Source organism: Amycolatopsis sp. NPDC058986 (genome assembly GCF_042741125.1).
Lineage (GTDB): Bacteria > Actinomycetota > Actinomycetes > Mycobacteriales > Pseudonocardiaceae > Amycolatopsis.
This window is the reverse complement of sequence record NZ_JBHYJW010000022.1, coordinates 116,542-133,947: the sequence shown is the minus strand read 5'-3', so window position 1 is coordinate 133,947 and position 17,406 is coordinate 116,542. Positions and strand designations below refer to the sequence as shown.

The 17,406-nt window shown below is 70.9% G+C and carries 16 protein-coding genes; 11 read left to right on the top strand and 5 right to left on the bottom strand.

Annotation, left to right across the window (positions count from 1 at the left end; genetic code table 11):
* Positions 1-219 precede the first annotated feature (219 nt).
* Positions 220-1,068, top strand: coding sequence for a hypothetical protein (locus tag ACFW0G_RS20910; RefSeq protein ID WP_378326998.1), 849 nt, complete (start codon positions 220-222; stop codon positions 1,066-1,068).
* Between the two features lie 58 nt (positions 1,069-1,126).
* Here ACFW0G_RS20910 and ACFW0G_RS20905 read toward each other — a convergent pair whose 3' ends face one another.
* On the bottom strand, positions 1,127-2,284 hold the full coding sequence (locus ACFW0G_RS20905) for a YihY/virulence factor BrkB family protein (protein ID WP_378326997.1): 1,158 nt from the start codon (positions 2,282-2,284) through the stop codon (positions 1,127-1,129).
* A gap of 224 nt (positions 2,285-2,508) precedes the next feature.
* On the opposite strand from ACFW0G_RS20905, the gene ACFW0G_RS20900 reads away from it, so the two are divergent.
* The 5 genes from ACFW0G_RS20900 to ACFW0G_RS20880 all read left to right on the top strand — a co-directional run bounded on the left by ACFW0G_RS20900 (position 2,509) and on the right by ACFW0G_RS20880 (position 9,117).
* The gene (locus ACFW0G_RS20900) at positions 2,509-4,260 is read left to right on the top strand and encodes a DEAD/DEAH box helicase (RefSeq protein WP_378326996.1); all 1,752 of its coding nucleotides are present in this window, start codon (positions 2,509-2,511) and stop codon (positions 4,258-4,260) included.
* A gap of 196 nt (positions 4,261-4,456) precedes the next feature.
* Positions 4,457-5,587, top strand: coding sequence for a sugar ABC transporter substrate-binding protein (locus tag ACFW0G_RS20895; RefSeq protein WP_378326995.1), 1,131 nt, complete (start codon positions 4,457-4,459; stop codon positions 5,585-5,587).
* Positions 5,588-5,674: 87 nt separating this feature from the next.
* Positions 5,675-6,448 (top strand): ATP-binding cassette domain-containing protein, encoded by a 774-nt coding sequence (locus ACFW0G_RS20890; protein WP_378326994.1) that lies wholly within the window; start codon positions 5,675-5,677, stop codon positions 6,446-6,448.
* Between the two features lie 20 nt (positions 6,449-6,468).
* Complete coding sequence (locus ACFW0G_RS20885) at positions 6,469-7,923, top strand: sugar ABC transporter permease (RefSeq protein WP_378326993.1); 1,455 nt, start codon at positions 6,469-6,471, stop codon at positions 7,921-7,923.
* Positions 7,924-7,947: 24 nt separating this feature from the next.
* Positions 7,948-9,117 (top strand): ROK family protein, encoded by a 1,170-nt coding sequence (locus ACFW0G_RS20880; protein ID WP_378326992.1) that lies wholly within the window; start codon positions 7,948-7,950, stop codon positions 9,115-9,117.
* A 436-nt stretch (positions 9,118-9,553) separates the two neighbouring features.
* Here the strand turns inward: ACFW0G_RS20880 and ACFW0G_RS20875 are convergent, their stop codons facing one another.
* Entirely contained in the window at positions 9,554-9,733 is a 180-nt protein-coding gene (locus tag ACFW0G_RS20875; protein ID WP_345387499.1) for a hypothetical protein, read from the bottom strand.
* 340 nt (positions 9,734-10,073) lie between these two features.
* Here ACFW0G_RS20875 and ACFW0G_RS20870 point away from each other — a divergent pair, with 340 nt between their 5' ends.
* From ACFW0G_RS20870 to ACFW0G_RS20860, 3 genes are read left to right on the top strand one after another with little or no spacing between them, the layout of a single operon-like run.
* Positions 10,074-10,877 (top strand): DMT family transporter, encoded by an 804-nt coding sequence (locus ACFW0G_RS20870; RefSeq protein ID WP_378327006.1) that lies wholly within the window; start codon positions 10,074-10,076, stop codon positions 10,875-10,877.
* Between the two features lie 36 nt (positions 10,878-10,913).
* A complete protein-coding gene (locus ACFW0G_RS20865) occupies positions 10,914-12,266 on the top strand; it encodes a glutamine synthetase (protein ID WP_378326991.1) in 1,353 nt (450 codons plus the stop codon).
* Between the two features lie 31 nt (positions 12,267-12,297).
* Positions 12,298-13,089 carry a DUF6885 family protein gene (locus tag ACFW0G_RS20860; RefSeq protein ID WP_378326990.1) on the top strand — a complete coding sequence of 264 codons (792 nt, stop codon included), beginning with the start codon at positions 12,298-12,300 and terminating at the stop codon, positions 13,087-13,089.
* Here ACFW0G_RS20860 and ACFW0G_RS20855 read toward each other — a convergent pair.
* The 3 genes from ACFW0G_RS20855 to ACFW0G_RS20845 all read right to left on the bottom strand — a co-directional run bounded on the left by ACFW0G_RS20855 (position 13,064) and on the right by ACFW0G_RS20845 (position 16,512).
* Positions 13,064-14,536, bottom strand: a complete 1,473-nt coding sequence (locus ACFW0G_RS20855) for an amino acid permease (RefSeq protein ID WP_378326989.1) — start codon at positions 14,534-14,536, stop codon at positions 13,064-13,066. The two genes, ACFW0G_RS20860 and ACFW0G_RS20855, sit on opposite strands and share 26 nt — an antisense overlap.
* Positions 14,537-14,652: 116 nt before the next feature.
* Positions 14,653-15,303 carry a response regulator gene (locus ACFW0G_RS20850; protein ID WP_378326988.1) on the bottom strand — a complete coding sequence of 217 codons (651 nt, stop codon included), beginning with the start codon at positions 15,301-15,303 and terminating at the stop codon, positions 14,653-14,655.
* On the bottom strand, positions 15,304-16,512 hold the full coding sequence (locus ACFW0G_RS20845; RefSeq protein WP_378326987.1) for a sensor histidine kinase: 1,209 nt from the start codon (positions 16,510-16,512) through the stop codon (positions 15,304-15,306).
* A 91-nt stretch (positions 16,513-16,603) separates the two neighbouring features.
* On the opposite strand from ACFW0G_RS20845, the gene ACFW0G_RS20840 reads away from it, so the two are divergent.
* Both ACFW0G_RS20840 and ACFW0G_RS20835 read left to right on the top strand, forming a co-directional pair.
* Positions 16,604-17,194, top strand: a complete 591-nt coding sequence (locus ACFW0G_RS20840; protein WP_378326986.1) for a hypothetical protein — start codon at positions 16,604-16,606, stop codon at positions 17,192-17,194.
* Positions 17,191-17,397, top strand: a complete 207-nt coding sequence (locus tag ACFW0G_RS20835; protein ID WP_378326985.1) for a hypothetical protein — start codon at positions 17,191-17,193, stop codon at positions 17,395-17,397. The genes ACFW0G_RS20840 and ACFW0G_RS20835 overlap by 4 nt, the downstream gene beginning before the upstream one ends.
* Positions 17,398-17,406: the final 9 nt, after the last annotated feature.

The window sequence follows — 17,406 nt, the reverse complement described above, 5'->3', positions numbered from 1 at the left end:
CCGCTCCGCGAGGGTCCTTTAAGCCAACATTGAGCCACTCTGTGGCCCTAATTGTGGCATTCACGGACAACGGCTGGGTGGGCCCCGGACGCTCGGTGTGGCGGCCCCGGGGGGAGCGTCCCGGTGAACAGAGGTGAAAATCCTTCACATGGTGGCTGTCCTGTGCGGTGACGACTGGTAGAAGTACTGGCCAGTCCCTCCCGCATGGACGGAGCCATCATGCGCAGAACCGCGATCCTGCTCGCCCTGCTCGCCCTGGTCGCCCTCCTCGCCACCGCCGCGCCTTCGCTCGCCCAGGCCGTCACCGGCTGGAAGGAAGTCGGATCCGACCGGGCGCGGCCGCTCGACGAGAGCCAGGGCCTGGCCACCATCGTGCGGCCTTCGGGCACCACGATCCGCTACACCGGAGTCGGCACGATCCCCGCCGACCTGTCGTCGAAGGGCTGGAACCACGTCGGCGACCCCGGTTCGGCGCAGGGCTGGTACGTCGAGCCGTACCAGCGGGACGATCGCGGCGCGAAGCTGTTCCGCGTGCAGGCTCCGGACGGTTCGTGGGCCAACTACCAGCACGCGCTGGAATCCTGGGAGGCGAACAACAACTCCTTCGCCGCCGTGTCGCCCGACGCGCGCTGGATGGTCGCGGGGGAGTGGGGCACGATGGACCGCCTGCTCGTGCACCCGATGCCCGGCGCGGCCTTCCCCGACGCGTCGAAGAACCTGCCGTACGCCTCGGCGATCCGCCTCGACCACTCCGTGCGGGACGTCCAGGGCTGCGACTTCCTCACCGCGACCCGGCTGCTCTGCGCGTCCGACGATCCCGACGGCAGCCTCTTCGGCACCACGAAACCGCTGCTGCAGGTCGACCTCGCGGGCCCGCTGTCCGGCTCGGACGTCACCGGGCACGTGACCTCGCTCGGTCAGCTGCCGCTGCGCAGCACGTGCGGTGGGAACTTCGAGGTCGAGGGCATCGACTTCGACGAGCGGGACGGCACCCTGCGCGTCATCGTCATGTCGCCGAGCATCTGCATCGCCTTCGACAGCAAAACCTACCGCTTCCAGCGCTCCTGACCCCGCGGCGCACTTCTGTCCACTGTGGAGGGAGAACCTGGAGTGCCGGGGCTTGTGCTCAGTCGGTGCGGGGGACGCGGGTCGGGCCCGGGGTCCTCGCCTGTTCTGGCGCCTGATCGTCTTTCGTGGATGGTGGCGGCGCCGGGGTGTCGCCACCGTGGTCCGCAGAGCCGGTGGCGGCGGGCGGTACCGGCGGCGACTTGGGGCGGCGCAGCGGGAGCGTGATGCGGTCCGAATAGGGCTTCGCCTCGTCGGCGCGGATGCTCTCGCTGACCCGCTCCATCTCCAGCCGGCGCCACTTCCGGCGCTGCCGCCGGGTCGGCTTCGCCGGCCACAGCTCCTGGATCGCGCTGTTGAAATACGCGCCGCCGACCACCGCGAGCCCGATGAAGAACATCAGCAGCAGGAAGGCGATCGGAGCGGCGAGCGCGCCGTAGGTGTAGCCGGTCTTGGTGATCCAGTTCAGGTAGATCCGCAGCCCGATACTCGACAGCAGGAACACCACCATCGCGAGCACCGCGCCCGGCAGCCCGCGATGCCACGGCAGCCGTCGCGGCAGCGAGAGCTTGTACAGCGTCGTGAGCGCCAGGACGATCATCACCCCGAGCACCGGGTAGTACAGCGTGCTGACCCAGCTGGTCACCGTGTCGCGCCAGCTGACCGGGAAGAACTGCGGCAGCAGGTCCGGCCCGATCGCCAGCAGCGGCAGCCCGACCACCAGGATGACCAGCCCGCACAGGTACAGCAGCAGCGCGAAGATCCGCTGCCAGACGTCGTTGCGGACCCCGTACTGGCCGTGCGCCACGGTGATGGCGTCGACGAAGGACGACATCGCCGACGAACCGGCCCACAGGGAGATCAGGAAGCCGACCGAGACGATCTCGCCCTTCCCGACCGTCAGGATGCTGTTGACCGTCGGTTCGATGATCTCCCGCACCGCGTTGTCGCTGAAGATCGTGTGGCAGAAGGTGATGATCTTGTCGTGGACGGCGGACACCACGCCCTGGCCGAACCACTCGCCGACGAAGCCGAGGCTGCCGAGCAGCCCGAGCAGCAGCGGCGGCAGCGACAGCGTCTGCCAGAACGCGGCTTCGGCGGCCTCGGAGAAGATGTTGCCGTCCCACGCCTTGGCGAACGTACGTGCGATCAGGCGCAGCGGGCCCTTGCGGCGCACCTTGCCGCCCTCGCCGGGCACGGCGTTCACCTCGTCGCTCATGACATGTCCAGCATGGTCCATTCGCGCGAATTTGGCTCGTCACCACGACGATGCCCGGGCGTGTCGGCCGACACCACCCGTGCCGGTGCCCTGCGCCGCCGGACCCGGAAGGTAAGCTCCTGGAAGTGCCCTCACCGCCGTAACCGGCATCGAAGCCGGTAGCACAGTGGGGGTTTTCGCACGTCACGGCCGATGAACGGCCTATCGGAGGGGGTGAACCGGACTTGTCGGAGACCGCGGAGCGCACATCAGGGTTCGGCGCCCCACCGGCCGCCGAGGATTCGACCGCGCGGCCGCTGCGGGCCTGGCAGCGCCGCGCGCTGACGAAGTACCTGACGCGGAAACCGCAGGACTTCCTTGCCGTGGCGACCCCCGGCGCGGGCAAGACGGTGTTCGGGCTGCGGATCGCGGCCGAGCTGCTGTCGGATCGCACGATCGAGGCCGTCACGATCGTCACACCCACCGAGCACCTCAAGCACCAGTGGGCCGCCTCGGCCGCCGCCGCCGGGATCGACATCGACTCGAACTTCCGCAACACCACCGGCGTCACGTCCTCGGACTACCGCGGGGTCGCGGTCACCTACGCGCAGGTCGCGGCGCATCCGACGCTGCACCGTGTCCGCACCGAGAACCGCAAGACACTGGTCATCCTCGACGAGATCCACCACGGTGGCGACGCGAAGTCCTGGGGTGACGCGGTCCGCGAGGCCTTCACCCCCGCCGTGCGGCGCCTGGCGCTGACCGGGACGCCGTTCCGCAGCGACGACTCGCAGATCCCGTTCGTCACCTACGAGCCCGACGGCTCCGGTTTCCAGCGCAGCAAGGCCGACCACTCCTACGGCTACGCCGACGCGCTCGCCGACGGCGTCGTCCGGCCGGTCGTCTTCCTCGCCTACTCCGGCGAGGCGTCCTGGCGCACCAGCGCGGGCGAGGAGTTCACCGCCCGGCTGGGGGAGCCGCTCACCGCGGAGCAGAACGCCCGCGCCTGGCGCACCGCGCTGGATCCGGCGGGCGAGTGGATCCCGGCGGTGCTGCAGGCCGCCGACACCCGGCTCACCCAGGTGCGTCAGGGCGTGCCGGACGCGGGCGGCCTGGTGATCGCCACCGACCAGGAGACCGCGCGCGCCTACGCCAAGATCCTGCAGCGGATCTCCGGCGAGATGCCGACACTCGTGCTGTCCGACGACCCGAAGGCGTCCGGGCGGATCAAGGAGTTCTCCGAGTCCTCGGAACGCTGGATCGTCGCGGTCCGGATGGTCTCCGAAGGCGTCGACGTGCCGCGGCTGGCGGTCGGCGTCTACGCGACCAGTGCGTCCACTCCGCTGTTCTTCGCCCAGGCCATCGGCCGTTACGTGCGGGCGCGGAAGAAGGGCGAGACGGCGAGCATCTTCCTGCCCAGCGTCCCGGTGCTGCTGGAGCTGGCGAGCGAGCTGGAAGCACAGCGTGACCACGTGCTCGGCAAGCCGCATCGCGAGAAGGAAGGCTGGGACGACGAACTGCTCGCCCAGGCCAACCGCACCGAGGACGAGCCGGGCGAGGAGGAGAAGGCGTTCACCTCGCTGCACGCCTCGGCCGAGCTCGACCAGGTCATCTACGACGGCAACTCGTTCGGCACCGCGGTCTTCTCCGGCTCCGACGAGGAACAGGAGTACCTCGGCCTGCCGGGCCTGCTGGAGCCGGACCAGGTGCGGGCGCTGCTGCGCAAGCGCCAGGAGGACCAGCTCGCGGACGAGAAGCGCCGCAAGCCCAAGGAAGCCGAGCAGCCCGCCGCGCCACCCGTCCGGCAGACGGTGAGTGAGCGTCTCGGCGCGTTGCGCAAGGAACTCAACGCGCTGGTCGGGATGTACCACCACCGCACGAAGAAACCGCACGGCGCGATCCACAACGAGCTGCGCCGCGTGTGTGGCGGGCCGCCCACCGCGATGGCCACCGTCGAGCAGCTCGAAGAACGGATCGTCACGCTCCGTTCCTGGTAGCGATCACATCGTTGCCTGCCTGGGCGCGGTTCCGGACGCGTTGCCAAACCGTGTCCGTTCTCGGGTACTTAATCGATCCAGCTATCTTCCGCGACGCCGGTCAGCGACATATGTTGTCGGCCACAACATATGCGCGACGGTGCGCCGGCCATCTCCGGACCGCCGCCCCGCGAGCAGGATCGGAGAACGAACGAGGATGCGCAGCAGAACCCTAACCCTCCTCGCCGCCACGGCGGCTTCCGCGCTGGTGCTGACCGCCTGCGGCGCCAACAGCGCCGCTCCCGGCGGCTCGGGCAGTTCCACCGTGTCCGCCCCGTCCTCGGGCGGCGCGAACGGGAAGATCGGGGTCATCCTGCCCGAGACCGCGACCTCCGCGCGGTGGGAAGCCTTCGACAAGCCGATGCTCACCGAGGCGCTCAAGGCACAGGGTTTCGACGTCGACGTGCAGAACGCGCAGGGCGACGTCCAGAAGTTCACGACGCTCGCCGACGGCATGATCGCGCAGAACGTCAAGGTGCTCGTCATCGCCGCGATCAACGGCGAACTCGGGGCCGCGGTCGCCAAGAAGGCGCAGAACGCGGGCATCCCGACGATCGACTACGACCGGCTCAACCTCGGCGGCAGCTCGGACTACTACGTCTCGTTCGACAACGAGAAGGTCGGCGCGCTGCAGGGCCAGGGCCTGGCCGACGCCTTGAAGGACAAGAAGGGCGCGCAGGTCATCCAGATCGAGGGCGCCCCGACCGACAACAACGCCACGCTGTTCGCCAACGGCCAGAAGAGCGTGCTGCAGCCGAAGTACGACAGCAACGACCTGAAACTGGTGCAGTCGCAGGCGATCGAGGACTGGAACAACCAGAAGGGCGGCCAGGTCTTCGAGCAGATCCTCACCGCCAACAACGGCAAGGTCGACGGCGTCGTCGCGGCGAACGACGGCCTCGCCGGCGCGGTGATCACCGTGCTGAAGAAGGTCGGCCTCAACGGCAAGGTCCCGGTCACCGGTCAGGACGCCACCGCGGACGGCCTCCGGGCCATCCTGCGCGGTGACCAGTACATGACGGTGTTCAAGCCGGTCAAGGAAGAGGCGGAGGCCACCGCCAAGCTCGTCACCGCGCTGGCCAAGGGCGACAAGGCCGCCGCCGACGCGATCGCCACCGGCAAGAGCAACGACCCGAAGGGCAACCGTCAGGTCAAGTCGGTGTTGCTGCAGCCGAAGCTGACCACCAAGGACGGCGTGAAGGACGTCATCGCCCAGGGCTACGTCAAGGCGTCCGAGGTGTGCGCGGGCGACCTCGCCGCGGCGTGCGCCCAGCTCGGCATCTCCTAGGCCGGAAAGTCCCCCGCAGACAGCCGGGCCGGGACGCGCGCCCCGACCGCGTGTCCCGGCCCGGTCACCACGCCGGAAAGAAAAGCGATGAGCGAACCCATCCTCGAACTGCACCAGGTGAACAAGAGCTTCGGGCCGGTCCACGTCCTGCACGACGTCGACTTCAACGTCCGGGCCGGTGAGGTCACCGCACTGGTCGGCGACAACGGCGCCGGAAAGTCCACATTGGTCAAATGCATCGCCGGGATCCACGGCACCGACTCGGGAACCGTGCGCTTCCACGGCGAACCGGTGCACATCCACGGCCCGCGCGACGCCGCCGCGCTCGGCATCGAGGTCGTGTACCAGGACCTCGCGCTGGCCGACAACCTCGACATCGTGCAGAACATGTTCCTCGGCAGGGAACGCGGCAGCCGGTGGCTGCTCGACGAGGCGAGCATGGAGAAGGCCGCCCGCGAAACACTGGCTTCGCTGTCGGTCCGCACGGTGAAGTCGGTGCGCACGCCCGTTTCCGCGCTGTCCGGCGGGCAGCGGCAGACCGTCGCGATCGCCAAGTCCGTGCTGTGGGACTCGAAGGTCGTCCTGCTGGACGAGCCGACCGCCGCGCTCGGCGTCGCGCAGACCCGGCAGGTGCTCGACCTGGTCCGCAGGCTCGCCGAGCAGGGGCTCGGCGTCGTGCTGATCAGCCACAACATGGCCGACGTGTTCGAGGTCGCCGACCGCATCGCGGTGCTCTACCTCGGCAGGCTCGTCGCCGAGGTACACACCAAGGACGTCACCCACGGCCAGGTCGTGGAGCTCATCACCGCCGGGCGTTCCGGCGAACTCGGCCTCGCCCGGCCCGAAGCCGCGGTCCTGTGAGCGGGAAGAAAGAACCGGAAATGACTGAGACACCCCAGAAACTGGCGGCGGACGAGCCGAAGCTCGCCGACAAGCTCTCCCCGTCCGCGGCGATCACCGACTTCGGCATCGACACGACGTCGATGTCGACCTCGGAGGCGATCCGCGACTACTTCTCCCGGCTCAAGGCGGGCCAGCTGGGCTCGCTGCCCGCGCTGCTCGGCCTCGTCGTGCTGGTGATCCTGTTCTCCGCGCTGTCGGACTTCTTCTTCACCCTCAACAACATCGCGAACCTGCTCGCGCAGGGCGCCGGGCAGACCATCATCGCGATGGGCATCGTCTACGTCCTGCTGCTCGGCGAGATCGACCTGTCCGCGGGCACCGCCTCCGGTGTCGCCGGATCCGTGATGGCACTGCATTTCGTGCGCAACGGCAACCTGCTCGGTTCGCTGGGCGGCACGGTGTTCTTCATCTTCGTCGCCATTCTCGCGGTGGCCGCGCTGCTCGCGCTGTTCCTGCGGATCTGGGCGGGCGCGGCGCTTTCCGTCGGGGCACTGGCGATCGTGCTGTCCGGGGTCACCGCGAACCCGTGGATCGAGATGCTGTTCGCGATCTGCGTCGGCGCCGCGATCGGCTGTATCACCGGGTTCCTGGTGTCGAAGATCGGCATGCCGTCGTTCGTGGTGACGCTCGCGCTGTTCATCGTGTGGCAGGGCGTGATCCTGCAGTTCATCGGCGAGGGCGGCACGCTGAACATCAGCAACTCGGACGTGCTCAACAAGGTGGCCAACGGGAACCTGTCCATCGCGGGCAGCTGGGCGCTGGCGATCGTCGGGGCCGGTGGCTTCGCCGGGGTGACGCTCGGCAGGCATTTCTCCCGGCTCAGGCGCGGACTCGTCGTCCAGCCGACCCCGCTCGCGCTGGCCAAGGTCGGTGCGGTGGCGGTGATCGCCGCGGTGTCGACGTATCTGTTCACGCTCAACCGCGCGGCGAACTCGAACATCGTCATCCAGGGCGTGCCGTACGTGGTGCCGATCGTGCTGGTGCTACTGACGATCGGGACCTACGTGCTCAACCGGACCCGCTACGGCAGGCACATCTACGCCGTCGGCGGCAACCGCGAGGCCGCCCGGCGCGCGGGGATCAACGTGGACAAGATCCGCGCGAGCGTGTTCGTGATCTGCTCCACCGTCGCCGCGATCGGCGCGATCGTCTACTCGTCGAAGGTCGGTTCGGTGGACCCTCAGGCCGGCGGGCTGAACACCCTGTTGTTCGCGGTGGGCGGCGCGGTGATCGGCGGGACCTCGCTGTTCGGCGGCAAGGGCAGGCTCTTCGACGCGGTCATCGGCGGCATGGTGCTGGCCGTCGTCGCGAACGGGCTCGGCCTGCTCAAGCAGCCGGTCGCGGTGCAGAACATCATCACCGGGCTGGTGCTGCTGCTCGCGGCCACAGTGGACGCCTTGTCCCGCCGTCGCGCGGCGGTGTCGGCGCGGTGACCCACCGCGTGGAAAGATGACCCCGTGACCAGCACGCCCGTTGCTCGACCCGACGAGGTGCGCAGGCACAACCGCACGACGCTGCTGCGGCTGCTGCACGTCAGCGGGCCGAGCACACGGGCGACGCTGGCCGCGGAACTCGGGCTCAACCGGAGCACCATCAAGACCCTCGTCGACGGGCTGGCCGAGGCCGGCGTCGTCGAGGAGCGGGTGCCGCGGCCGGGGCGGGGCGCGGGCCGTCCCTCGCTGCTCGTCCTGCCGCAGCCGCACGCGGCGGTGGTGCTCGCAGTGGACCTCCAGGTCGAGCACGTCGCCATCGCGCTGGTCGGGCTCGGCGGGCAGATCCTCGGCCGCAACAGCTGGAACCTGCGCGGCCGCATGCGCGAGCCCGACGAGGTCATCACGCACGTCCTCGAGTCCACCGCCATGCTCGCCGGGGACCTCGGCGTGTCCCCGGTCGCGGCCGGGGTGTCGGTCCCCGGCGTCGTCCGGCGCTCGGACGGCCACGTGCACGAGGCGCCCAACCTGCGCTGGACCGACGTCGCGCTGGGGGAGCGGCTCGGCAGCGTGCTGCGGATCCCGATCCTGGTCGGCAACGACGCCGAGCTCGGCGCGGTCGCCGAGCATCTGCGCGGTGCCGCGCGGGGCTCGTCGGACGCGGTCTACATCTCGGCGGACGTCGGGGTCGGCGGCGGTGTCATCGCCGAGGGCTCCTCGCTGCGCGGCGGTGCCGGGTACGTCGGCGAGGTCGGCCACATGGTGGTCCGGCCCGGCGGGCGGGCCTGCTACTGCGGCAGCAGCGGCTGCTGGGAGACCGAGGTCGGCGAGGCCGCGCTGTGCCGCGCGCTCGGCCTGCCCGAGGACACCCCGCGCGGGGCCATCCTGTTCGAACTGCGGGAGCTGGGACAGGACCCCGCGGAGGCCGCGCGGCGGCTCGGGGAGTTCGTCGAATGGCTCACGCTCGGCCTGGTCAACGTGGTGAACCTGCTCGGCCCGCAGCTGGTGGTGCTCGGTGACCTGCTGACCGTGCTGCCGGAGGAGATCGTCCGCTCGGTGGCCGCGGACGTCCGGCGGCGGAGCCTGGTGAGCCGGGCGGTCGGCGGGACGCGGATCGTCGGCTCGGCGCTGGGCGCCGACGTCAAACTGCTCGGCGCCGCCGAAGTCGCCTTCGAATCCGCCCTCGACCGGGTCTGACCCGCGTCCCGGTTCGACGTGGGCCGGTCACCGAGGGACGCCCTGGGTGCGTCCACCGCACCGAGGGACGCCCCTGTCGCACTGAACGCACCGAAGGCGTCCCTCGGCACGGGGCTCGGCACCGCACGCCATGTCGCGAACGCGTCGTTCGCGACGTCGAACGTCCCGAACGCGTCGTTGGGGACGTTGAACGTCCCCAACGCGTCGTTCGAGACATCCGGGGGCCGCGGGTCGCGACCGGTCCACTCGCGACGGCCGGGATGCGCTGAAGGCGCCCTTCAGCGCGTCTGGCGCACTGAAGGTGCCCTTCAGCGCGTCCAACGCACTGAAAGCGCCCTTCAGCTCACGTCCCTCAGCACGGGACAGCACGGGAAAAGAAGGAGGGCGGCGGACGCTCGCGCGCCTGCCGCCCTCGAACGGATCGTGGGGCCCGGGACTACCGGATGATCTCGGCAGCGAGTTCCTTGAGCTTGGACTCGTGCTCGCGGGCGTGGTGGCCGCAGAAGAGCAGCTCGCCACCGGTGGAGAGGACGGCACGTACCTGTGCCGCGGCTCCGCACCGGTCGCAACGGTCGGCGGCGGTCAATTCGGGGCGGGTGAGCGTCGGCGTTGTCATGGGGGTCTCCCTCCGTCCCGGCATCGGTGGCCCGATGCCCTCGATCCAGCTACGCCCACTCCGGTGGTGACTCCGGTGCGAGGATCGCGCCGGCTCCGTTGTGTTCGTGCTTCCACTCTTGCAGACGTTTCGGGGCCCGCAAGTGTTCCCGCGCCGGTGGGAGCTGCGTCACGCCGAATTACCCCGGATGCCGTAACGGATTCCCGCAAGCCGGGAGATGCGCCCCCGCCGGACGGTGTTTCGCGTGGTCAGGCACCATGCGGGAGTGGCTTCGGTGATCTCGGCAAAACGTCTCGGCGCGATACCCGCGCCGATCTTGTTCGTTCTCAGCGGAATTTCCCTGTACGCCGGGGCGGCCATCGCGGTCGGACTTTTCGGACATGCGACGCCTGCCGGGGTCGCCTGGCTGCGCTGTCTCGGGGCGGCGATCGTGCTGATCGCCTGGCGCCGTCCGCCCGCCTCGGCCTGGCGGGGCCGTCCGCTGCTGCTCGCGGCCACGTTCGGCGTGGTCACGGCCGGGATGAACGTGCTGTTCTACGAGGCGATCGCGCGGCTGCCACTGGGCACGGCGGTCGCGCTGGAGTTCGCCGGACCGGTCGCGGTCGCGGCGTTCGGCTCGCGCACCGTGCGTGACTTCCTCGCGGTGGCGCTGGTGGCCGCCGGGGTGGTCGCGATCGCCGACGTGCGGCTGGAGGGCGCCGCGCTGGGGGTGGTGTTCGCGCTGGGCGCCGCGGCGGCCTGGGCGGCCTACATCGTGCTCGGCAAGCGGGTCGCGGAGGCCGGCGCGGGGATCGACGGGCTCGCGATCGGGTTCGTGATCGCCACGGTGCTGCTCTCCCCACTGGCGCTCGGTACCGGCGAGGTGTGGTCTTCGCCACGTCTGCTGGTCCTGGGCATCGGGGTCGGCGTGCTCTCGACCGTCGTGCCCTACGCGCTCGACCAGGTCGTGCTGCGCCGCGCCGGGCGGGCCCGGTTCGCGTTGCTGCTGGCCCTGCTGCCGGTCACCGCCGGGGTGACCGGGTTCGTGGTGCTCGGCCAGGTGCCCGGTCCCGTCGAGGCGCTCGGCACGCTGGCGGTCGTGGCGGGGGTCGCGCTGCGCGGGCGGGAGACAGGGCAGAAGCCGGTGCCGGAACCGCCCGGTTAGATAGCCGCGATCGCGCTGAGCGGTGATACTGGCCGGATGACGAAGGCGGCGTCGGCCGCGGCCAAGGACCTGGCCGCCGCGGGGGTGAGCGGGGTCCATGTCGCCTGGGCGGACAACAACGGCATCCCGCGGTCGCGGATCGTGCCGATCACCGGACTCGCCGACGCGGCGACCCACGGTGTCGGGACCACCTCGCTGTTCGCCGTCTTCGACAGCCACGACGCGATCACCTACGGCCACCGCGGCCTCGCCACGCCGTCCGGCGACATCCGGCTCGTGCCCGTCATCGAGCGGCTGCGGCGGCTCGCGGGGCAGCCCGCGCTGGCCTGGGCGCCGGGCCGCCAGCTCGCCGCGGACGGATCCCCGTGGCCGTACTGCCAGCGAGCCGTCCTCGAACGCCAGGTGGCCGAGGCCGATCGCCGGGGCCTCGAATTCCGCGCCGGATACGAACTGGAGTTCGCCGTCGCCCCGGCGGGGAGCGCGGACATCGTGTCGGCACCGGGCCATCCCGGGCCCGCCTACAGCCCGCACGCGCTGATCGGCCTCGACGACTTCGTCGCCGGGCTGCTGCACGACTTCGACGCCAACGGCCTGCGAATCGGCCAGCTGCACGCCGAATACGGCCTCGCACAGCTGGAACTCTCCCTCGGCGTCACGGATCCGGTGTCGGCGGCCGACGACCAGCTGCTCGCCCGCCAGACCATCCACGCCGCCGCGCACGCCCACGGGCTCGTGGTCAGCTTCGCCCCGATGATCGGGCCCGGCGCCGCGGGCAACGGCTGGCACCTGCACACCTCGGTGCGCCGCAAGGGCCGGAACCTCCTGGCGGGCGAAGACGTCCCCGGTGAGGACGGCGCCGCCTACCTCGGTGGCCTGTTGCGGGATCTGCCCGCGCTGACGGCGATCACCGCGCCGAGCGTGCCGTCCACGATGCGGCTGCGGCCGGGATTCTTCGCCGGTGCGTATGCCTTCTGGGGCGTGGAAAACCGGGAAGCGCCGCTGCGGTACGTCCCCGGATCTTCGTTGCTCGGCGCCGATCACGCGAACGTCGAGCTGAAGACGTCCGACGCCTCGGCCAATCCGTATCTCGCCCTCGCGGTCGTCCTGGCGGCGGGGATGGCCGGGATCGCCGACGGCGTCGTCCCGCCCGAGCCGATCGCCGAGGACCCGGGGACGTGGAGCGCCGGGGACCGCGAAACCCGCGGTGTCGCAAGGCTTCCGGAGGACCCGGCCGCGCAGGACGCCGCGCTTCTGGCATCGTCGCGAGTGGCCGGGGTACTCGGCGACGAGCTGCTCGGCGCGTTCCGCGCGGTTCGGGCCTCCGACGCGACGTGGGCGGAGGGGAAGTCCGCGGACGAGATCATCGCCGCCCATCTGTGGCGGTACTGACGAACAAAGGCTGAAGGGGGAACGACTTCTGATGTCCTCGGGAGTCGACGGCGGCCACACCGACCTGTCCGACGTGCGCTGGCTGCCCGGCGGGGCCCGGCTGGCCGCCGAGGCGCGGGCCGAGCTGCCGCAGAAGGACGGCCTCGACGCGGCGTTCGTCGCGCTCGCCGCGCTGCGTGCCGCGGGCGTCGACGTGGCCGACCAGGACGAGGTCGCCCGTGCGGCCGGGACGATCCGCGGTCCCGCGCAGGCCCCGCCGGGGAGCGCGCCGCGCCTGGATTTCCGGCTCGGTCTCCCGGAAACCCCCGACCCCGCCGCCGCGGGTACGTCGGCGGCCGGGCTGGCGGCGGCGATCGACGAGTTGTCCGGCGCTCGCCTGGCCACTGTTCCCGTGACCGGGGAGTGGAGCACGGACGCGCTGTTCGATCTGCTGGTCTCGCTGTGGGAACTGCCGCGCGTGGCGGTAGTCGCCCAGCTCGACGCGGCCGAGCTGGGCGCGGACGACACCCCGGAACGGGCCCTGCTCGACTACCTCGACACCGGAGTCCCTCCACTGTGGACGGCGCGCTGGCGGCCCGCCGCCCGGCACTTCGTGCTGCTCGCCGGAATCCGGATCGGCGCCGAGGGGACCCTGGTGTCCGTTGTGGACACTTACCCTTCCTTGGGGGACAACGGAGTGCACGACCAGCCGCTGGAATGGGTGACCGCGGCGCTGCGGAGCGGCCCGTCCGGCGTGCTGCTCGTCGCCGACGCCGACCAGGCGCTGGTGGCGGGCGCCGCCGTCGACGTCGCCCGCCTCACCCCGCGCTTCTGGGACTCCTGACCGCTCGGCTGTCCGGGGTGTTGAGGCGGGAGTGCTTGCGGCCGTAGGTGAAGTAGATGAGCAGGCCGACCGCCAGCCACACCGCGAACCGGACCCAGGTGAGCACGTCCAGGTTCAGCATCAGGTAGAAGCAGGCGAGCGCGGCCACGATCGGCAGCACCGGTGAGAACGGCACGGTGAACGGGCGCGGCAGTTCGGGACGGCGGCGGCGCAGGACCGGCACCGCGACCGCGACGATGATCATCGCGGACAGGGCGCCGATGCTGACCATGTCGGCCAGTTCCGAGATCGGCACGAACGCGGCCAGCACCGCGATGAGCACGGCGCCGCCGATCGTCATCCGGTGCGGCGTGCCCCACTTCGGATGCGTCGTACCGAGTTTCCTCGGCAGCAGCCCGTCGCGGCCCATCGCGAAGCCGATCCGCCCGATGGTGACGAGCTCGACCATCATCACCGACGTCAGCCCGGTGACCGCGCCGAGCGAGATCAGCGCGCCGACCCAGTGCTGGCCGACGCGGTCGAACGCGTCCGCCAGCGGTGCGCCGGTGTCGATGTCGGTGAACGGGACCATGCCGGTGAGCACGATCGACACCCCGATGTAGAGGATCGCGCAGACGCCGAGCGCGCCGAGGATGCCGACGCGCAGATCCTTGCGCGGGTTCATGGTTTCCTCACCGAGGTTCGCCAGCGCCTCGAACCCGGTGTAGGCGAAGAACACCACCGCGGCCGCGGTGAGCATCCCGGCGACGCCGTACAACGACGGGCTCAGCCCCAGCGCCGCCTGCACCACGGGCTGGTGCAGCGCGCTCGTCCCGGCCTCGGCGGGTTCCGAGGGCGGGATGAACGGGACGAGGTTCGACGCCTTCACGAAGAACACGCCGACCACCAGGATCAGCACGCAGACCGCGACCTTGACCACGACGAGCAGGTTCGTCAGCCAGGCCGACTGTTTGATGCCGACCACCGCGACCACGGTCAGCACGGCGATGATCAGCACCGCGCCGATGTTCACCGTCGCCTTCTCGCCGAACAGCTCGGGGGACAGGCCCAGCAGGTTCGCCAGGTACCCCGACCAGCCGCGGGACACCACTGCCGCGCCGAGCGCGAACTCCAGCAGCAGGTCCCAGCCGATGATCCAGGCGAACACCTCGCCGAGCGTGGCGAAGGCGTAGGTGTAGGCACTCCCGGCAGTCGGAACACTGGAGGCCAATTCGGCGTAGCACAGCGCCGCGAGCCCGGCGACCACCGCGCCGAGCACGAACGACAACGTCACCGACGGGCCGGCGTGCGTCTTGGCCTGGACGCCGGCGAGGGTGAAGATGCCGGTCCCGATGATGATCCCGACGCCGAAGCCGATCAGATCCCGGCCCCGCAGCCGCCGCTTCAGCTCGCCCGAGTCCTGCCTGCCGAGAACCTCGTCCACGTCCAAAGTCCGCCGCACACTCATGCGACGACGTTAGAAGATCGCACCGGGCCGCGCAGATCGGCCATTCGGGGTGATCCGGCGCGGAACTCGCGTGATCAGGGGCGGAACTCGCGTGATCAGAGGGAGATCTCGCGTGATCAGGGGGCGGGGACGCCGTTTTCCTGGGCGAGGATGGCGGCCTGGACGCGGGAGCGGAGGCCGAGCTTGGTCAGCACGCGGGAGACGTGGGTTTTGACCGTGGTCTCGCCGATGTGCAGGCGGGTGCCGATCTGGGCGTTGGAGAGGCCGGCGCCGAGACAGCCCAGCACCTCGCGCTCGCGGTCGGTCAGCTCGCCGAGGCCGCTCGGCACGGGCGCGGGTTCCCGGCTGCTCGCCGCGAACGCCGCGATCAGCTTGCGGGTCACCTGCGGGGCCAGCACGCCTTCCCCGGCGGCGACGAGCTTGACGGCCTCGATCAGCCGGGCCGCTTCGACCGATTTGAGCAGGAACCCCGCCGCCCCGGCGCGGAGCGCGGCGTGCACGTACTCGTCGAGGTCGAAAGTGGTGAGCACGAGGACCTCGCCCAGGTTCTCGGCGATCACCTGCCGGGTGGCGGCGATGCCGTCGGTGCCCGGCATCCGCACGTCCATCAGCACGACGTCGGGGCGCAGCGCCCTGGCCTGCCGCACCGCGGCGGCACCGTCCGCCGCCTCGCCGACGACCTCGATCTCCGGGTCGTTGCCGAGCATGAGCATCAGCCCCGCCCGGATCGCCCCGTGGTCGTCGGCCACCAGAACCCGGACCGTCACTCAACCCTCCACCGGTAACTCGGCGCGGACGAGCCAGTCCGTGCCGGACGGCCCCGCGCTCAGCGTGCCACCGACCGCCGCCGCGCGCTCGCGCATGTTCAGCAGGCCCAGCCCGGCCCCGGTGCCCTCCGCCGTGGGCCTGTCCCGGCGCAGCCCGTTGCTGACCTCGATGGTCAGGACGCCGCCGTCGCGCCGGATGCCCAGGACGACCCGGCCGCCCGGCGCGTGCTTGACGGCGTTGGTCAGCGCCTCCTGCGCGATCCGGTACGCGGTGAGATCGACCGCGGCGGGCAGCCCTTGTCCGTCCATTGTGGAGCGTACCTCGACGCGCAGCCCGCTCGCCCGCGCCGATTCGACCAGTTTGGACAGTTCGGCCAGCCGCGGCGGCGCGGTGGTCTCCATTTCCGCGTCACCCTGTGCCGAACGCAGCAGGCCGATCATCGCCCGCATCTCCTCCAGCGCGCTGACACTGTTCTCCCGCACCGATTCCAGCACACCGTGGGCCAGCGCCGGGTTGGTGCCCGAGCTGGACAGCACGGCCTCGGACTGGATCGCGATGGCCGAGAGGTGCCCGGCGACGACGTCGTGCAGGTCCCGCGCCATCCGCGCGCGCTCCGCCCCGACCGCGGCCTGGCGGTCCAGCTCGGCGATCTTCGCCAGCTGCTCGCCGTTCGCCCGCTCCGTGTCGGCGATGTCGCGCTGCTGACGGACGTTGGCCGCCCACCACACCGGGGTGATCAGGAAAGGCAGGCAGCCCAGCGCCGCGAGCACCGCCTGCCGCCACTGCGCCGACAGCGCGGCCACCGCGACGACCACCGCGGCCGTGGCCGCGACGGCGATGCCGATCATGACCCGGCTCGTCCGCCGCGAGCCGTACAGCGTGGCGGCGTACAGGAAGTCGGTGAAGACGATGAGCACCGGCAGCGACGGCCCGAGCGTGATGTCCGCCGCGAGCACGCCGCAGGCGAGCAGCAGCCCGCCGGGCACCCAGCGGCGCAGCAGCTCCAGACCACAGAGGACGGTCAGCTCGGTCAGCCGGATCCACAGTGGATTCGCGTCGATGCCGCCCAGCAGCTGGTGGATCCCGGCGACGTAGACCAGCAGGCCGATAAGCCACGTGCCCAGCGCGATGACGGTGTCCTGCTGCCACACCGGCAGGGTCCGCAACCGGGGGAGAGCTCGCAGGGGCACGGCACCATCCCAGCACATCCGCGCGGCGTCCGCGTCCTACGAACTGATGACGGTGATCTCGTGCCCTCCGCCGACGCGCTGACCTGTCCGCGCGGGTGAGGCTTCAGCGGTGAACGACATCGGGAAATTCTTCGCGGACAACCCCATGGCCGCGGTGATCGCCGCGGGCGAGATCGCCTTCTGGGTGTTCATCGTGGCCGGGCTCGTCGCCCGCTATCCGCTGCGGCTCAAGCGGACCGGCGGCGTGCTGCTGGCCATGACGCCGGTGATCGACGTCGTCGTGCTCGTGCTGACGGTCGTCGACCTGGCGGGCGGGGCCAAGGCGAACTTCGTGCACGGCCTCGCCGCGGTGTACCTCGGCTTCAGCGTGGTGTTCGGGCCGGGCATGATCCGCTGGGCCGACGTCCGCTTCGCGCACCGGTTCGCCGGCGGCCCGCCGCCCCCGCCCAAGCCGGCGGGCAGGGAGAGGGCCCGCAAGGAATGGCGTGACTGGGGCAAATGCGTGCTGGCCAGCGCGATCGCCGCCGTGCTGCTGCTCGCCGCGATCCTGGTCATCGGGACGCCGGAGCAGGTCGCGCCGCTGTGGGGCTGGCTGCCGAGGCTGGGCGTCCTCACCGCGATCTGGTTCGCCACCGGCCCGCTCTGGCAGGAGATCTTCGGTGAGCGCGCGGAAACCACACCGGAAAGGGCGAACCGATGATCGAACTGCTGGGCATCCTGCTCGTCGTCCAAGGGGTCGGCGGGCTCATCAACCGCCTCGCCGACGCGTCCTCGCGGAGCTGGTTCGTGCAACTGCACCTGCTGCCGCCGGAACTGCACATCGCGGCGAGCGTCGTCATGGCACTGGCGGGCGCGGCGCTGTTGTTCGCAGAACGGGGGCGCAAGCGCCGCAACTCGGGGTGAGGCTCACAT

Excerpts from the sequence above, each read along its gene's own strand:
- ACFW0G_RS20860 (WP_378326990.1), top strand. The coding sequence starts at position 12,298 with ATGTCCTCGGGAGTCGACGGCGGCCACACCGACCTGTCCGACGTGCGC.
- ACFW0G_RS20890 (WP_378326994.1), top strand. The coding sequence starts at position 5,675 with ATGAGCGAACCCATCCTCGAACTGCACCAGGTGAACAAGAGCTTCGGG.
- ACFW0G_RS20895 (WP_378326995.1), top strand. The coding sequence starts at position 4,457 with ATGCGCAGCAGAACCCTAACCCTCCTCGCCGCCACGGCGGCTTCCGCG.
- ACFW0G_RS20835 (WP_378326985.1), top strand. The coding sequence starts at position 17,191 with ATGATCGAACTGCTGGGCATCCTGCTCGTCGTCCAAGGGGTCGGCGGG.
- ACFW0G_RS20905 (WP_378326997.1), bottom strand. The coding sequence starts at position 2,284 with ATGAGCGACGAGGTGAACGCCGTGCCCGGCGAGGGCGGCAAGGTGCGC.
- ACFW0G_RS20855 (WP_378326989.1), bottom strand. The coding sequence starts at position 14,536 with ATGAGTGTGCGGCGGACTTTGGACGTGGACGAGGTTCTCGGCAGGCAG.
- ACFW0G_RS20845 (WP_378326987.1), bottom strand. The coding sequence starts at position 16,512 with ATGTGCTGGGATGGTGCCGTGCCCCTGCGAGCTCTCCCCCGGTTGCGG.
- ACFW0G_RS20910 (WP_378326998.1), top strand. The coding sequence starts at position 220 with ATGCGCAGAACCGCGATCCTGCTCGCCCTGCTCGCCCTGGTCGCCCTC.
- ACFW0G_RS20885 (WP_378326993.1), top strand. The coding sequence starts at position 6,469 with ATGACTGAGACACCCCAGAAACTGGCGGCGGACGAGCCGAAGCTCGCC.
- ACFW0G_RS20875 (WP_345387499.1), bottom strand. The coding sequence starts at position 9,733 with ATGACAACGCCGACGCTCACCCGCCCCGAATTGACCGCCGCCGACCGT.
- ACFW0G_RS20865 (WP_378326991.1), top strand. The coding sequence starts at position 10,914 with ATGACGAAGGCGGCGTCGGCCGCGGCCAAGGACCTGGCCGCCGCGGGG.